This window comes from Paraburkholderia caledonica (assembly GCF_000383275.1).
In the GTDB taxonomy this organism is placed as follows: Bacteria; Pseudomonadota; Gammaproteobacteria; order Burkholderiales; family Burkholderiaceae; genus Paraburkholderia; species Paraburkholderia caledonica.
In genome coordinates this window covers 107,019-123,227 of sequence record NZ_KB911044.1, presented here as the reverse complement: position 1 = coordinate 123,227, position 16,209 = coordinate 107,019, and the positions used below count along the sequence as shown (strand labels likewise).

The following is a 16,209-nucleotide window of genomic DNA, read 5'->3' as shown; positions in this document are numbered from 1 at the left end:
AGCGTTAGACGGGTCAGTGGGCTTGCGCGGCAACGGAGCGCCGGCGTACGCGGTAATTTACGAACAGATCGGCGCCGAGCAGGCAGAACAGCAGCAGTCCCTGGAATACGCCTGAGAGCGCCTGCGGCAACTGCATCGAGGTCTGCACTGCTTCGCCGCCGAGATACAGCAAAGCCATCAGCAGGCTTGCGAGCACGATGCCGACAGGATGCAGCCGTCCGACGAACACGACGATGATTGCCGTGAAGCCGTAACCCGGCGACCACGTCGCCTGCAACTGGCCGATAGGCCCGGCAATCTCGCCCATGCCCGCGAGGCCCGCGAGTCCGCCGCTGATCAGAAGCGACATCCAGATAGTTTTCTTGTCCGAGAAGCCTGCGTAACGGGCGGCAAGCGGCGCAAGACCGCCGACATTCATCCGGTAACCGGCAAAGCTTTTGCGCATGAAGAGCCAGACGAGCGGGATCGCAATCAGCGTGACGAATACCGACGCATTCAGACGCGTGCCACGCAGCCATTTCCAGTGCCAGTCGCCGTAAAACGTCGGATAGAGTGCGTCGCCGCTGAACATTTCCGACAGCGGGAAATTCATGCCCTGCGGATCGCGCCAAGGGCCGCTCACCAGATAGATCAGCAGTTGCGTGGCCACGTAGGTGAGCATGAGGCTCACGAGAATCTCGTTGGTGTTGAAACGGCTTTTCAGCAGCGCGGGAATCGCCGCCCACAACATGCCGCCGATCACGCCGGCGATCATCATGAGCGGCAAAATCCACCAGCCGGTCGCCTGATCGAAATAGATCGCGACGCCGCTCGCGGCAATGCCGCCGAGCAGCATCTGCCCTTCCGCGCCGATGTTCCATACATTCGCGCGATATCCGATCGCAAGCCCGAGACCGATCAGGCACAACGGAGAAGCCTTGAGCAGAAGCTCCGACCAGCCGTTCACGCTCGACAGCGGTTCGATGAAGAACGCGCGCATCGCTTGCAGCGGATCGCGGCCGACGAGGCCGAAAATCACGAAGCCAATGGCGAGTGTGAGCAATGCCGCGATCAGCGGCACGGCGAGTTGCATGGTGCGCGAGGGCGTCGTGCGCGCTTCGAGTCGATACGGAAGAATCATGGGTAGCGTGTGTTTTTTCGGGTTCTGATAACGGACGCGGAGACAGATGCCGGGAGATACCGCGGCTCAAACATGCGCCGGCTGTTCCGCTGAAGGCGCCGTGCCCTCGCGGCCACCGAAAAGGCCCGCCATCCAGCGGCCGATTTCCTCGGCGTTGGTCGCGCCGGTTGCGCGCACCGGCGAGAGCCTGCCGCCCGCAAGCACCGCAATGCGATCGCAGATGTCGAACAGTTCTTCGAGTTCCTCGGAAATCACGAGGATCGCCACGCCGCTTGCCGACAGATCGAGCAACTGCTGGCGAATGAAGGCCGCCGCGCCCACGTCGACGCCCCATGTGGGTTGCGCGACCACCAGCACCTTCGGCGCCTGCAGTATCTCGCGGCCCATGATGTACTTCTGCAGATTGCCACCCGACAGGCTTTGCGCGAGCGCCTCGGAGCCGCCGCATCGCACATCGAAGGCTTCAATGCAGCGCCGGGCAAATGCTCGCATCGCGCCCGAGTTGATCCAGCCCGACTTGACCATCTTCTGACGATGCGCGGTGAGCAGCGCGTTTTCGGACAGCGTCATTGCGGGCACGGCACCCCGGCCCAGGCGCTCTTCCGGTACGAAGCCGAAGCCGAGCGCGCGCCGGCCGCCTGCGCCAAGCCGCCCCGCTGGCTTGCCGCAAATGGTGACGGCGTCCGCTCGCAGGCCGCGCTTCTCTCCTGAGAGCGCCGACAGCAATTCCGCCTGACCGTTGCCCGAGACGCCCGCAATGCCGAAGATCTCGCCCGCGTGAACGGCGAACGACACGTTCTCGAGCGACGTGCCGAACGGGTCGTCGCTCGTCACCGACAACGCCTTCACATCGAGCAGCACCGCGCCCGGATTGTGCTCACGACGCGTGTAGTCGGGCAGCGAATGGCCGACCATCAACTGCGCGAGCGACGCATGCGTTTCCTCTTTCGGCTTCACGTGGCCGGTGACACGGCCGCCGCGCATCACCGTCGCCGTGTCGCACAGTTCCTGGATTTCATCGAGCTTGTGGCTGATGTAGAGAATGCTGCAGCCTTCGGCCGCGAGCCGCCGCAGCGTCGCGAAGAGTTTGCGCACCGCTTGCGGCGTGAGCACGGACGTGGGCTCGTCCATGATCAGCAAACGCGGGTTCTGCAGCAGGCAACGCACGATTTCGACGCGCTGCCGCTCGCCCACCGTCAGGCTATGCACATGACGCTGCGGGTCGATGTCGAGGCCGTAGTCGGCGGAGACTTCGCGAATGCGTTTGGACAGCGCTTTGAGATCGAAGGGTTCGTCGAGTGCAAGCGCGATGTTTTCGCCGACCGTGAGCGTTTCGAACAGCGAAAAGTGCTGAAACACCATGCCGATGCCGAGCTTGCGCGCGGCCGCGGGGCTCGCGATGTCGACCGCTTCGCCTTCCCATTGAATCTCTCCGGCATCGGGCCGCACCGCGCCGTAGATCACCTTCATCAGCGTGCTCTTGCCCGCGCCGTTTTCGCCGAGCACGGCGTGGATCTCGCCCGGCGCGACGATCAGCGTGACGTCGTCGTTGGCCCGCACGGCGGGATATTGTTTGGTGATGCCCTTGAGCATCAACCGGGGCGCCGCCTGTTCCGGCCTCGTTGCCGGCTGCGCGGCGGCGCCGTCGCTATAAAAAGAGTCGCTCATGTGATTCCGTAGTGCGTCGGTGACTGCGGTTGCTGCGCGGTCGTCCACCTTGCCGGCGGTCGATCCGTCACCACAACCGGATGACAATACCTAATTCGACCCGCTCAGTCGAGCCGCCAAAATTCCCGCAAACCCGCGCCACAGCAAGCTCTGCGGGTATGTCTCTCTTGACGCCGTTTTTCGTTCATATTAAAACGCATATACCCACGCCCCCACTCGATCAGCCAGAACATATATTTCGGAGAAGTCATGAGTCAGCAACGCGAGGCGATCGATACCTACCTTCTGCGCGTCTTGCACACCTTGTTGATGGAACGCAGCGTCACGCGCGCGGCCGTCAAACTGAACCAGTCGCAACCCGCTATCAGCGCCGCGCTGCGCCGGTTGCGCGACATTACCGGCGACCCGCTCCTCGTGCGCGGCAAATCCGGCATGGTGCCCACCGAATACGGCCTGCGCCTCCTCGAACCGGTGCAAAACGCGCTGCGCGAGATCGAACGCATCAAGTTCCAGCAACACAATTTCGACCCGGCCACTTCGATTCGCTGCTACCGCATCGGCTGCCCGGACTACCTGAACGTGCTGTTCGTGCCGACGGTGGTCGAGCGGTTTCGCCAGGCGGCGCCGAATGCGACGCTCGAGTTTCACTCGCTCGGCCCCGCGTTCGACTACGAACTCGCGCTCGAAGACGGCAAGCTCGACATCGTCGTGGGCAACTGGCCGGAACCGCCTGAGCAACTGCATCTGTCGAACCTGTTCGTCGATCAGATCGTCTGCCTGATGAGCAACGCGCATCCGTTCGCCAAACGCGGCGGGCTTACGCTCGACCAATACCTGAACGCCCCGCATCTCGCGCCGACTCCTTACTCGGTGGGTCAGCGCGGCGCGATCGACGTGCACCTCGCGCGCGAGCGGCTCAAACGCCACGTGGTCGTCACGCTGCCGTACTTCAATCTCGCGCCGTACGTGCTGATCAAGTCCGACCTGATCTTTACGACGACGCGCCTCTTCGCCGATTACTACGCCAAGTTCCTGCCGCTGACCGTGGTGCCCGCCCCGCTCGACTTTCCGCCGATGCAGTACTACCAGCTGTGGCACGAGCGCGTGCATTACTCCGATGAAGTGCGCTGGCTGCGCAGCCTCGTCGCCGAAGCGACCAGGACACTGATCGACAAACCTTGAGACGTTAGACGTTAGACCACTGGCGGCGCTTGCGTGTGCGATTGTGCGCAGGCGCCGCGACGCTTCATGTCATGCCGCCGCTTCGTAAAGCGTCTTTGCCAGCCGGTTATGCCGCTCGATCACCGGACCGAGTTCGAGCGTCGCCAATTGCCCGTCCCTCACGACGACGTTGCCTCCAATCACGCTATGGCTTACCTGCGACGGCGCGCAGAACACCAGCGCCGCGACCGGGTCGTGCAACGCGCCGGCAAAGAGCGGCTGACGCAAGTCGAACGACACGAAGTCCGCCGCCATGCCAGGTGCGAGCGCGCCGATGTCGTCGCGGTTGAGCACCTTCGCGCCGCCGAGCGTGGCGATCTCCAGCGCTTCGCGGGCCGTCATCGCGTCCGGACCAAAGCCGACTCGCTGCAATAGCAACGCCTGGCGCACTTCGGCGACCATCTGCGCGCCGTCGTTCGACGCCGAGCCGTCCACACCCAGCCCCACCGGCACACCCGCAAGCCGCATCCGCTTGACGGGCGCGATACCCGACGCGAGCCGCATATTCGAGCACGGACAATGCGCGACACCCGTGCCGGTACGCGCAAACAGTTCGATGCCCGCGTCGTCGAGTTGCACGCAGTGGGCATGCCACACGTCGCGTCCGACCCAGCCGAGGTCTTCCGCATACTGTGCGGGCGTCATACCGAACTTCTCCTGGCTATATGCGACGTCGTTCGTGTTTTCGGCAAGGTGCGTATGCAGAGACACGCCGTATTGCCGCGCCATCGCCGCCGACTCGCGCATCAGATCGCGGCTCACTGAAAACGGCGAGCATGGCGCGACAACCACGCGCAGCATCGCGTAACGCCCGTCGTCGTGATACGTCTCGATGAGGCGTTGCGTGTCCTTCAATATGTCCGCTTCACGCTCGACCACCGAATCGGGCGGCAAGCCGCCGTCTTTCTGACCCACGCTCATGCTGCCGCGCGCCGCATGAAAACGCATGCCGATGCGCCGTGCCGCGGCGATGCTGTCGTCGAGCCGGCTGCCGTTCGGATAGATATACAGATGGTCGCTCGACGTCGTGCAACCCGACAGCAACAACTCGGCCATTGCCGTCAATGTGGAGACTTCGATCATCTCCGGTGTGAGATTCGCCCACACTTTGTAGAGGCTCGTGAGCCAGCCGAACAACTCGGCGTTCTGCGCGGCCGGAATCGCGCGCGTCAGACTCTGATACATGTGGTGATGCGTGTTCACGAGACCGGGAATCACCAGATGCCCGCGCATGTCCAGCACCTCGTCGGCGGTTTCCGGCAAATCCGCTGTCGGACCTACCGCGACGATGCGGTTGTCCTCGATATAGAGACCGCCATCGCGCAGTTCGCGCCGTGCGCCGTCCATCGTGACGAGCACGTCTGCGTGCTTGACCAGCATTGTTCTGTTCGGCTTGCCCGTTTGTTGTGCTGCGTGTTCCATCGTCATCCGTTTCTCCGCCTGATTGCTTCCGTGCAAAGTCGTCCGAACGCGATGTGACGGCGCGTAAGCCGCGCCGCCGCGTCCCGTCGAACGCCGTTGGCCCGGTTACCCAGCGTATTGCGCCGTCTTCGGGACGTGTGCCGCGCTCAAAGCCTCTCGGGCTTGCCGTTGCTGCGGCGCACAGGCGTAACCTTCGGCCGTCAAAATAACGCTGACAACACGCGCCGTTGCGATAACCATCTTCAGGCTGCCGATATAGTGGGGCATTTTTGACGCCGGTACGATCGAACGGAAGCGCTATGTGCTGCAACGGCTGCGCGAGATTGCTCGCTGCGCCTTTCGGCAGACTGTGCGTCATGCGCCAGCTATTATCTTTCTTATCGCGCCCGCGCTGGACGGAACAACTTTCTACAATGGCTGCAACGGCGCTCGCTTCAATTCGCCGACGGGTATGTAGCCACTGACGTGGAGCCTCGATCCGCCGCAAACGTATCTGGATCGGGCTGCCGCCGAAACCTCGCAAACACACAAGGAAAATTGCGAATGGGAAAGCTCACTACCCATGTGCTCGACACCGCGAACGGTCGTCCCGGCGCGGGCATCAAGGTCGAACTCTTCGCGCTCACGGGCGACACGCGCCGCGCGCTGAAAACCACCATCACCAACGACGACGGCCGCTGCGACGAACCGTTGCTGCAAGGCGACGCGCTCGTTGCAGGCGAGTACGAACTGGTGTTCGCCGCCGGCGACTACTTCGCTTCGATCGGTACCAAGGTACCCGAGCCGCGTTTCGTGGATCGCGTCGTGTTGCGCTTCGGCGTCGCCGACGCCGCTGCGCACTATCACGTGCCGTTGCTCGTGTCGCCGTGGTCTTACAGCACGTATCGCGGCAGCTGACAGGTATCGCCGAACGGCGCCGCCCAGTAACCCCTAACAACAACGACGTCGTGCGAACTGAGCGCACCGCGTCTTTCACCCCGCAGTCCGCGTGGTGACGCTCTGCCCGCCCTCGTCTATCGGCCGGGCGCAAAAGGCGTCGAACGTCGCCGCGTGTACAACGAATCAGAAGTGGAGGAGTTTCATGGAAGGCTTTATCACCGACTGGTTGAATCTTGCGATTCGCTGGTTCCACGTCGTCGCCGCGATTGCATGGATCGGCGAGTCGTTCTATTTCGTCGCGCTCGACAACAGCCTGAAGCCGCCGCACGACCCGAACCAGCGCAAGCGCGGCGTGTTCGGCGAACTGTGGCACGTACACGGCGGCGGCTTCTACAACATGCAGAAGTACACTGTCGCGCCGCCTGAAATGCCCGACGATCTGCACTGGTCGAAGTGGCCGTCTTACACCACGTGGCTGTCGGGCTTCGGTCTCTTCACCGTGCTGTATCTGTTTTCTCCGTCCACGTATCTGATCGACAAGAATGTGCTCGATATGGGCCCCGTGGTTGCCGTCGCATCCGCGCTAGGCTTTCTGGCTGCCGGCTGGATCGTGTACGACTCGTTGTGCCGCATTCTCGGCAACAAGGACAAAGTACTCGGCATCTGCGTCGGCGTGTACGTGCTGATCGCGGCCTGGCTCGCGTGTCACATCTTCGCGGGACGCGCGGCGTATCTGATCATGGGCGCGATGCTGGCGACGATCATGTCGGCCAACGTGTTCTTCGTGATCATCCCCGGCCAGCGCAAGATGGTCGACGCGATGCTCAAGGGCGACACGCCGAACCCGATCTACGGCAAGCGCGGCAAACAGCGCTCGGTGCACAACACGTATTTCACATTGCCGGTGGTGTTCGCGATGCTGTCGAACCACTACGCGATGACCTACACGCATCCGTACAACTGGGCGGTGCTCGTTGTCATCATGCTGGCCGGCGCGCTGATCCGTCAGTTCTTCGTCATGCGTCATCGCGGCCAGGTGCTGTGGTATCTGCCGCTCGCGGGCATTGCGCTGATGTTCGGCGCTCTCTTCTGGACCATGCCGAAGCCGATGGTGCCGCAAGCCCAGGCGGCCAACGCGCCGACGCTGAAAGTGGCCGACATTGCGCCAGTGCTGCAACAGCGCTGCGTGGCATGTCACTCCGCGCATCCGACGATGATGGGCAGCGCCCCCGCCGGCGTGCTGCTCGATACGCCGGATGAAATCTCGCAGAACGCACAGCGGATCTATCAGCAGGCAGTGATGCTGAAGGCGATGCCGCTGGGCAACGTGACCCACATGACCGACGACGAACGGATGAAGATCGCTGCTTGGTTCCAGGGTGGCGCGGCGAAATAGTCGAACTCTGGCCTTTGCTGGGCCGGGTGTAGTCGAGCGTCATGAAGCGGGCTTTTCGCGGAAGCGGGAAGCCCGCTTTTTATTGGGGCGTTCTTATCTCTTTGCTGGTTGCCGTTTGCCGGGATCAAGTGCGCATGGATAGCGGGCTCGCCTGCACCGCTGGGGTGTGCGTCGGTTAGTGCGGCAGGAGAACGTCATTCTTTTCGGCCTTGCACTCGTCCCGCGCGCGCAGGCGGGACGTACATGTAGGGACGCACTTCGCCAGGATACGCAAGCACGCACGCTGGCATTGCAAAAACAAAAAGCCCACGACATTGCTGCCGTGGGCTTTCTGAACCTCGGCGGATCCTCACGCCGAAGCACGAACCTTAAACCGTCACCGCGCTCAACGCGTCTTCGGTCAGCCAGAGCGACTCCGTCAGATCCTGCTCGTTCAGATTCAGGCCCTCTCCGCCACGATCCACGACAATGAAGTCGCTCACGTCGCCCAACGCAATCAGCGGATGGTGCCACACGCCCTTCGCGTAGTTGACGCCTTGCCAGCCGCTCGTGACGAAGGCACGGATTTTCGATTCGTCGAGCTCGCCGGCCGGCGCGACCACCACCAGATACGGCTTGTCGTTCAGCGGGACGAACGCCTGGCTGCCGAGCGGATGGCGTTCGAGCATCTTCACCTCGAACGGCAGCACGCGCGGCTGTCCACGAAACAGGTTCACGAGCGCGCGGCCGTTCTCGTCGGTCACGTCCACGTTGGCCAGATCGTGATAACGGATCGTCGTGCCGAGGTTGATCGGAATCTGCTTCGCGCCTTCGAGTTCGATCACATCGCCGAAGGCGGCAAACGATTCTTTCGTCAGCGGTTCGATTGCAAGCGTCTTCATGATGCGAGCGTGCCCCACAGGCGCAAACGCGACACGCCGCCGTCCGGAATGATGTTGAAGCGCACGTGTGTGACCGGCCCGAGCGCGGCGATCTCGCTTTCGAAATAATGCTGCTTGTCCATTTGCAGCTTTTGCTCGCCGAGCAGCACAGGCCAGAACATCGCTTGCGTGATCAGCGAACTGTCGGTGCCGCCGGTCACATATGCGGCCTGAATTGAGCAGCGGTCAGGATAATTGCCCTTGAAGTGTGCGGTGTCGACTTCGATCTTCGAAATGACGCCCGGTTGTGCAAGCGCGACGATCGCCCAATCGTTGCCGGGTTCGCGGCGGCGCCGCGTTTCCCAGCCGTCGCCCATGTTGACGCCGCGGCCTGGCATCAGAATGGTCGATGCAGCGCCGAAGTGCTGATTATTCGCCGCGACCAGGTACGCGCCGTTTTCCATCGCGGCGAGGTCGAACTGTTCCGTGCGGCTCGCGCCGGCCCAGTCGACTTGCGGCTGACCGTACACGCGCAGACGCGCAATGCCGCCGTCCGGGTAGATGTTCACGCGCAAGTGCGTATAGGCGTTTGCGTCGCTCACGTCGAGGTAGTGGTGGCTGTTGCCTTGCAAGGTAGTGGACGGAACGATCTCGGTCCATTGCGTCGACTGGTTCGGCACGCCGTCCACCACGCGCGCCGCTTCCACCGACGCCGCCGGCGGAAAGTTACCCGTGAAATGGCTCGTGTCGAGGTCGAGCCCCTTGATCACGCCGGGGCGCGCCAGCTTGACGATGCACCAATCGTAGCCGCTCACGCGTTTGCGGCGTGTTTCCCAACCGTCCATCCACTTGCCGTGTTCGTCGTACTTGCCCGGAATGAAGACGGCCGGCTCCGGGTTCAGCATGCGCTCCTTCGGGGCGAAGAAGTCGTCGCTGGCCTCGAGCGCCTGCGCGCCCAGGCGCGGGTCCGCCAGGTTCACGTAGCGGCGCGTGAATTCGGGTGCGTTGGGGTCGAGAATCGGGAGTGCCATCTGTGTCTTCCTTGATGTTTGTTAGTGCCAGAAATTTCCCGGCGAAGCCGCAGCGCAAAGCTGCAACGTAATGCCGAAGCTCGAAGCGCGGCGGCGATCGTCAGTTCATCACGCGTTCACTGCGCTTTCATTGCGCGTTCGTCACGCGCCAATCAGGTCTTCCAGCCGGAAACGCGCGATACGGTAGATCTGATCGAGGCTCGCGCGTAGCTCGTCGGCGCGGCTATTGTTCACGCGCGCCTCGAAGTTCGCGATGATGCCGTGACGGTCGTAGCCGCGCACCGCGAGAATGAACGGAAAGCCGAACTTCTCGCGATACGCGGCATTCAGCGCGAGCAGCTTGTCGAACTCTTCCTGCGTGCACTGCGATAGACCGGCGCCGCTCTGCTCACGCGTCGATTCCGCCGTGAGTTCGCCGCGGACCGCGGCCTTGCCCGCCAGCTCCGGGTGCGCGTTGATCAACGCAAGCTGCTTCTCTTCGCCCGCCGTCTCGACGATCTTAGACATCTTGCGATGCAGTTCGTCGATGCTCGCAAACGGCCGCTCATGCGCCGCAATTTCCGCGACCCAGGGCGAGTGCTCGAAGATACCCGACAGAGCCGCGACGAACGCGTCGGTCGAAACGGTGTTGAGTTGGTCCAGTGTGTATTGCATCGCCTTCATGCCGCAGCCCCGCGGTTATGTTGCTGATAGGGATGATGTTCGCGCCAGTGCCGCGCGATATCGACGCGCCGGGTCACCCACACGCGATCGTGCTGCTCGATATGATCGAGAAAGCGCTGCAGCGCGCGAAAACGCCCGGGGCGTCCGAGCAGCCGGCAGTGCATGCCGATGGACAGCATTTTCGGCGCTTCGTCGCCTTCTTCGTAAAGCACGTCGAACGCGTCGCGCAGATACGTGAAGAAATGGTCTGCCGTGTTGAAGCCCTGGGGGCTCGCGAAGCGCATGTCGTTCGTGTCGAGCGTGTACGGCACGATCAGTTGAGGCACAGTCGTGCCGCCTGTCACTTCAACGTCCATCCAGAACGGCAGGTCGTCGCCGTAGTAGTCGGAGTCGTACAGAAAGCCGCCATATTCGGCGACCAGCCGATGCGTGTTGGGACTGTCGCGGCCCGTGTACCAGCCAAGCGGCCGCTCACCCGTGACACGTTCGATGGCTTGCATGCCGAGCCGCATATGCTCGGCTTCCTTTTCCGGCGATACGTCCTGATAGTGAATCCAGCGATAGCCGTGACACGCGATCTCATGACCGAGTTCGACGAATGCGCGCGCGAGTTCGGGATGCCGTTCAATCGCCATGCCGACGCCGAAAACCGTAAGCGGCAACCCGCGCTTTTCGAATTCGCGAAGAATGCGCCATACGCCTGCACGCGAGCCATATTCGTAGATCGACTCCATGCTCATGTGACGCGCCGGATACGCCGCTGCGCCGACAATCTCCGACAGGAACTGCTCCGAGCCAGGATCCCCGTGCAGCACGCAGTTCTCACCGCCCTCCTCGTAATTGAGGACGAATTGCACTGCGACGCGCGCTCGCCCTGGCCAGTTCGCTTGCACCGGGTGGCGGCCGTAGCCGATCAGATCGCGTGGATAGTTGGGGTCGAGTGCCATGGTTTGACGAATGCGTAGTGACGATACGTTGTGCTGGCAAGGTGCGTTGTGAAAGCTGCCGGAGGCCGTGCTTCGTGTTATAGCGGCAATAGCCGGGCAGCGTCGGAAAACACGTCGGGCAGCCCGCGCCGAGTTGGACCAGTGTAGCGAAAACGCCCGGGTGCGCCCATACACCCGGGCAGATAGTGCGTGTCAGACTGAATGTATGTGCGGCTCGGATTCGCTGGTGTTTACCCGCAGCGAATCTGCATTGACGACACGCGGCGGCGCAGGATTCGGATCCGACGCGCCAGGACTGAACCATTCGAGCGCGCCGTCATAGCGCTTGGGCAAGGGCCGCGCGTAGTCGCCGCGCTTGGCCGTCGAAAGACGTAGCGAGATCAGCGCCTCGGTCCATTTGACGGCCGCCGTCACGCCTTCGATTACCGGCGCGCCGAGCGCGTCCTCGATCTCCGCGCACAGCTCGGCCATGCCCGCGCAACCAAGCACGATCGCGTCGGAGCCGTCCTCGGCTAGCGCGCGCCGGCACTCGTCGAGAATGATGCGGCGCGCCGCCGAGCCGGGCTTGTCGAGGTCGAGCACCGCGACGTCGGTCGCCCGCACGTTGCGGCAGAAACGCCGCATGCCGTAGCGCTCGGCCAGATGCCACGCCATCCCACAAGTGCGCGCGAGCGTCGTCACCACCGAGAAACCGGGTGCCAGCACGCTCGCCGCGTGCATGGCCGCCTCCGCGATGCCGATCACCGGCCCGCGTGCGAGCTCGCGTGCGGCGTACAGTCCCGGATCACCAAAACAGGCGATCACATAGCCGTCGCAGTGCTCGCGCTCTCCCGCCATCACTTCGGCGAGCAGACCGGGCGTGGCAAGGGCTTCATCGTAATAGCCTTCGATGGACGGCGGCCCCATCGTCGGACTGACCGCAATCACTTCGGTACCCGGCGCGGCTACTTCTCGCGCGCAACGGCCCATTGCGTCGGTCATGCGTTGGGTCGTGTTCGGGTTAATCAGTTTGATGCGCATCTCGTCTCCTTTTCGACTGCAATGACGGCGGCGTCGTCACCGTCGGCCACTACCTGTCACTGCTGTCACAGCATGGCCCGCGCCTTGATGCTCAGCGAGCGAGCACGCGATAGAACAGTGCCCCGAGGCCCGCGCCAATGAACCATGAAAAATTCGCCATACCGTCGAGCGACGGCACCATTACGCACAGCACCGCGATGACCGCAGCCGGCAGCAATGCAGCAACCGCGCGATAGTTCACGCCGTTGCGATACCAGTAAGTTCCCGTCGGCGCCACGGTGTACAGATCGTCGAGGACGATTTTCTGGCGCTTCACCAGGTAGTAATCGACGATCAGGATTCCGTACAAAGGTCCGATGAAGCTGCCGAGCACGTCGAGCGTGTAGTGAATCACTGCCGGGTTGTTGAACAGATTCCACGGCGTGATGAAGATCGAAGCGACCGCCGCGAGCATGCCACCCGCACGCCAGCTGATGAGCTTCGGCGCCACGTTCGAGAAGTCGAAAGCCGGCGACACGAAATTCGCGACGATATTGATGCCGATGGTCGCAATCGTGAACGTCAGCGCGCCGAGAATCACCGCGGTCGGATAGTCGATGCGCCCCACCGTCTCCACCGGGTCCGTAATCAGTTGGCCGAACACCGGCAGCGTGGCCGCGGTCGTGATCACCGTCACGAGCGAAAACGCCAGGAAGTTGACCGGCAGCCCCCAGAAATTGCCGCGCTGTACGCTGCGAAAGCTCTTGCCATAGCGCGAAAAGTCGCCGAAATTCAGCATCGGCCCGGAGAAGTACGAGACGACCAGCGAGGTCGCCGTGATCATCACCGGCAATACCTGCAAGCCGTGATACTTGACGCCGCCCAGGTTGATGCCGATGTTGCGCCAGCCGGCCCGATACACCATGTAGCCGGCCAGAATGAACATCACGACATAAACGGCCGGACCCGCGAAGTCGATGAACTTCTTGATCGTCTCCATGCCGTGCCAGAAGACCAGCGCCTGCAGCACCCACAGCAACATGAAGCCGCACCAGCCAAGCGTAGACAGGCCCATGAAGCCGTGTCGATGAACGTCCGCATAGGGCAGCAACTGCGGGACGAACTTCAGCACGACGATCACCAGCGCGCTCGAGGCCAGGTACGTCTGAATGCCGTACCACGCGACCGCGATCAGACCGCGAATCACCGCGGGAACATTGGCGCCGAGCACACCGAAAGTCGCACGGCACGCAACCGGATACGGCACGCCGTTGGCCTGGCTCGGCTTCGCGATCATGTTGCACAACAGGTTGACGATCCCAATGCCCACCAGCAGCGCAATCAGCACTTGCCAGCTCGTCAACCCGAGGGCGAAGAGACTGCCGGCGAACACATAACCGCCGACGCTGTGCACGTCCGACATCCAGAACGCAAAGATGTTGTAGGCGCCCCAGGTCTGGTGACGAAGCGGCGCCAGGTCCTTGTTGTATAACCGCTCGCTGTAACCGGCCGGCATGGACACATCGCCGGTTGCGTCACCGTCTGCATAAGGGGGGATTGCGGGACTGCCGGGCGCTGCGCTGAACTGAGCCATGATTCCTCCTTGTGATGGAACCGTCGATTGCGAATCGAAGGGCATTGCATTGGCCATGCCAGTCGCGGCTCTGGCGTCTCGCTCGCGCTTCGCGTCGTTCTGGACGAACGAGGCTCGAGCCGCCGCCATGGCCACGCCGCGGTTGTCTCCGTACTGAAGTACTTGTGGTTATCGCATTGCCGCCCTTCCGCGGATGTCCGGCAATGCGTTACTGCATTCGGGGCCCGTCGCGCAGGCGACGGACGTGCGCGCGCATGCCGGCAGCGCCCGCGCAGGGCCGCCTTGCAACGCTCGATCAATCCGTTCAGTTCAGTGCGGTGCGCACCAGCAACGGGCGCACGCCGGCCGCTTGCCTCAGCTTGGCGCGGACCTGGCTTTGAGTGATGCTTTAGATGATGCTTTTGATGACTCTTTAGTTGACTCTTCAGGCGAGTCTTTAGATGACGCCTTGCCGGCGCCGTTAAGCGCGCCGAATACCTCGTGCAGATCGGCTGCGCCACGCGCGGGCCGCTCCAGCATCTTCAACTCGACGCTTTGCAAATGGCGCGACATGAGCGCCGCCGCCTCTTTTGCATCGCCGGCGTCGAGCGCGGCGAGAATCGCTTCATGGTCTTCGAACGAACACGGGCTTCGCCCCAATGACTCGTACAACGCTGAAATCAGCGTGGAGCGCGCCACGAGTCCGTTCAGGCAGTCGCACAGCACCGTGTTGCCGGTCAGCTGAGCGAGTTCCGTGTGAAACTCGCCGGACAGACGAATCCACGACGAAAAGTCGCGTGTTTCGAACGCCTTGCGTTCGCGGCCGATCATGCTGCCGATGCTCTTCAACCGCCGCATGCCATGTCCGCCGCAGATCTTTTCGACGACTGCCAACTCGATGATGCGGCGCATCTCGAACACCTCATGCACCTCCTGAAGCGACGGGCTCGCGACAAACGCGCCGCGGTTCGGTTCGAGATCCACCAGATGATCGGTCGCGAGTTGCGCTAGCGCTTGCCGGATTGGCCCACGCTTCACACCGAACACTTCGCACAACTGCGCTTCGGTCAGCTTCGCGCCCGGCGCCAGCCGATGCTCGAGAATCGCGGCGCGAATGCGCTCGGCAATTGCTTCGGGCTTCGAACTATTTGCGTTGACTGATTCGGTGTCGGACATGATATGTGTCTCGGTATGAAGGTCATAATAGGATGGACATAAAGATTGTCAACAATTTTTGTTGGCATCATCGACAATCTTTGCGGCACGGCGTGCGGCGACGACAGGCTGCCTGGCTGGAAGCCCTGCAGCGACTGGGGAGCTGGATTCGATATGACGATTGGCGTCGCTGGCGCGGCGCATTTTGTCGACAATATAGTCGAGCGCGGTGGTTTTCGGCCTTCACTGAAAAGCCGCAGTTGCCGACCTGGGCTACCCAGAGGGCCGGCGAAAAGGCGGCCTCGCCTGCACCGCTTTGTTAGCGGTCGTTCAACGCAGACAGGGATAATCCGTCAGGGTCAGCTTGAAGCCGTTCGCATCGGCTACCAGGTGCGCGTCGGCGCCCACAGGCAGCGTAAGCATGTCTGGCACGTGACCGAACTGCAAGCCGGTGACGATCGGAATGCCGATCACCGACCTCATCTGATCGATCATGGCTTGCAGGTCATAGCCGTTGTCGTAGTCGTACGACTTACCGCCCGAAAAATCGCCAAGCACGAGCGCCTGCTGCTCGCCGAGAATGCCCGACAGGTGCAGTTGATAAAGCATCCGCTCAATACGAAACGGTTGCTCGTTGACGTCCTCGACAAACAGCACCCCGCCCTGCACCGACGGAATATAAGGCGTGCCGACGAGCGACGTGAGCACCGCCAGATTGCCGCCCCAGAAGGTGCCCGATACGTCCACCGCGTGCGCTTGCGGCACGTTTCTCGCAATGGTTAGCGTCGGCTTTGTCAGCGCGGACCAGAAGTGCTGCATGGTGAAGTCGCTGACATGTTCGGCGCCGAAGTCGCTCATGAGCATCGGGCCGCTGAACGTTTTCAAGCCGGCGCGCGCGAGCAGAGCAAGCTGAATAGCCGTGAAGTCGCTGTGGCCCACCAGCGCAACCGGCTCGCCGCTCAGACGACGTTGCAACCCATCGTAATCGAGGCCATGCAGAATCCGCGCCGCGCCGTACCCGCCGCGCACGGCAAGGACGATGTCCGGCAACGCGCGGGAAGCGTCCGCGAGCCGGTTCAAATCCGCCGCGCGCTCGCCGTCGGTGCCGCCGAAGCGTTGATAACGACGCCGCGTCGCATCTACTCCTTCCACGCGATGCCCTTGTGCGCGCAGGCGCTGCAACGCGCGGTTGAGCACGTCCGCCTCTTGCGGATAGCCGGAAGGCGCAATCAGGTTGAAGGTACGGTGGACGCTCATCGATAGGCTCTGGTCTAA

General features: G+C 62.5%; 14 protein-coding genes. 3 read left to right on the top strand and 11 right to left on the bottom strand.

The genetic code is table 11. From position 1 onward, the window contains the following. Nucleotides 1-13 precede the first annotated feature (13 nt). Complete coding sequence (locus tag H281_RS0126575; RefSeq protein ID WP_020070178.1) at nt 14-1,120, bottom strand: ABC transporter permease; 1,107 nt, start codon at nt 1,118-1,120, stop codon at nt 14-16. A gap of 66 nt (nt 1,121-1,186) precedes the next feature. Then, the gene (locus H281_RS0126570) at nt 1,187-2,788 is read right to left on the bottom strand and encodes an ABC transporter ATP-binding protein (protein ID WP_020070177.1); all 1,602 of its coding nucleotides are present in this window, start codon (nt 2,786-2,788) and stop codon (nt 1,187-1,189) included. A 249-nt stretch (nt 2,789-3,037) separates the two neighbouring features. Here H281_RS0126570 and H281_RS0126565 point away from each other — a divergent pair, with 249 nt between their 5' ends. Then, a complete protein-coding gene (locus H281_RS0126565; RefSeq protein ID WP_007181594.1) occupies nt 3,038-3,970 on the top strand; it encodes a LysR substrate-binding domain-containing protein in 933 nt (310 codons plus the stop codon). A 69-nt stretch (nt 3,971-4,039) separates the two neighbouring features. Here H281_RS0126565 and H281_RS0126560 read toward each other — a convergent pair whose 3' ends face one another. Next, entirely contained in the window at nt 4,040-5,437 is a 1,398-nt protein-coding gene (locus tag H281_RS0126560) for an 8-oxoguanine deaminase (protein WP_020070176.1), read from the bottom strand. 537 nt (nt 5,438-5,974) lie between these two features. On the opposite strand from H281_RS0126560, the gene uraH reads away from it, so the two are divergent. Beyond that, the gene (gene uraH, locus H281_RS0126550) at nt 5,975-6,328 is read left to right on the top strand and encodes a hydroxyisourate hydrolase (RefSeq protein WP_020070174.1); all 354 of its coding nucleotides are present in this window, start codon (nt 5,975-5,977) and stop codon (nt 6,326-6,328) included. Between the two features lie 184 nt (nt 6,329-6,512). After that, a complete protein-coding gene (locus H281_RS0126545; protein WP_020070173.1) occupies nt 6,513-7,706 on the top strand; it encodes a urate hydroxylase PuuD in 1,194 nt (397 codons plus the stop codon). 368 nt (nt 7,707-8,074) lie between these two features. Here H281_RS0126545 and H281_RS0126540 read toward each other — a convergent pair whose 3' ends face one another. The 8 genes from H281_RS0126540 to ldcA form a co-directional block, all read right to left on the bottom strand. After that, nucleotides 8,075-8,587 (bottom strand): ureidoglycolate lyase, encoded by a 513-nt coding sequence (locus H281_RS0126540; RefSeq protein ID WP_020070172.1) that lies wholly within the window; start codon nt 8,585-8,587, stop codon nt 8,075-8,077. Then, complete coding sequence (alc, locus tag H281_RS0126535) at nt 8,584-9,597, bottom strand: allantoicase (RefSeq protein WP_020070171.1); 1,014 nt, start codon at nt 9,595-9,597, stop codon at nt 8,584-8,586. Before alc ends, H281_RS0126540 begins: the two co-directional genes overlap by 4 nt. 141 nt (nt 9,598-9,738) lie before the next feature. Beyond that, nucleotides 9,739-10,260, bottom strand: coding sequence for a 2-oxo-4-hydroxy-4-carboxy-5-ureidoimidazoline decarboxylase (gene uraD / locus H281_RS0126530; RefSeq protein WP_020070170.1), 522 nt, complete (start codon nt 10,258-10,260; stop codon nt 9,739-9,741). Beyond that, the gene (puuE, locus tag H281_RS0126525; protein ID WP_020070169.1) at nt 10,257-11,207 is read right to left on the bottom strand and encodes an allantoinase PuuE; all 951 of its coding nucleotides are present in this window, start codon (nt 11,205-11,207) and stop codon (nt 10,257-10,259) included. The genes uraD and puuE overlap by 4 nt, the downstream gene beginning before the upstream one ends. Before the next feature lie 192 nt (nt 11,208-11,399). Next, complete coding sequence (locus H281_RS0126520; RefSeq protein WP_020070168.1) at nt 11,400-12,227, bottom strand: aspartate/glutamate racemase family protein; 828 nt, start codon at nt 12,225-12,227, stop codon at nt 11,400-11,402. Nucleotides 12,228-12,318: 91 nt separating this feature from the next. Continuing rightward, a complete protein-coding gene (locus H281_RS0126515) occupies nt 12,319-13,800 on the bottom strand; it encodes an NCS1 family nucleobase:cation symporter-1 (RefSeq protein ID WP_027804966.1) in 1,482 nt (493 codons plus the stop codon). Between the two features lie 354 nt (nt 13,801-14,154). Then, nucleotides 14,155-14,955, bottom strand: a complete 801-nt coding sequence (locus tag H281_RS0126510; protein ID WP_020070166.1) for a GntR family transcriptional regulator — start codon at nt 14,953-14,955, stop codon at nt 14,155-14,157. 309 nt (nt 14,956-15,264) lie between these two features. Continuing rightward, nucleotides 15,265-16,191, bottom strand: coding sequence for a muramoyltetrapeptide carboxypeptidase (gene ldcA, locus H281_RS0126505; protein WP_020070165.1), 927 nt, complete (start codon nt 16,189-16,191; stop codon nt 15,265-15,267). Between the last annotated feature and the right edge of the window lie 18 nt (nt 16,192-16,209).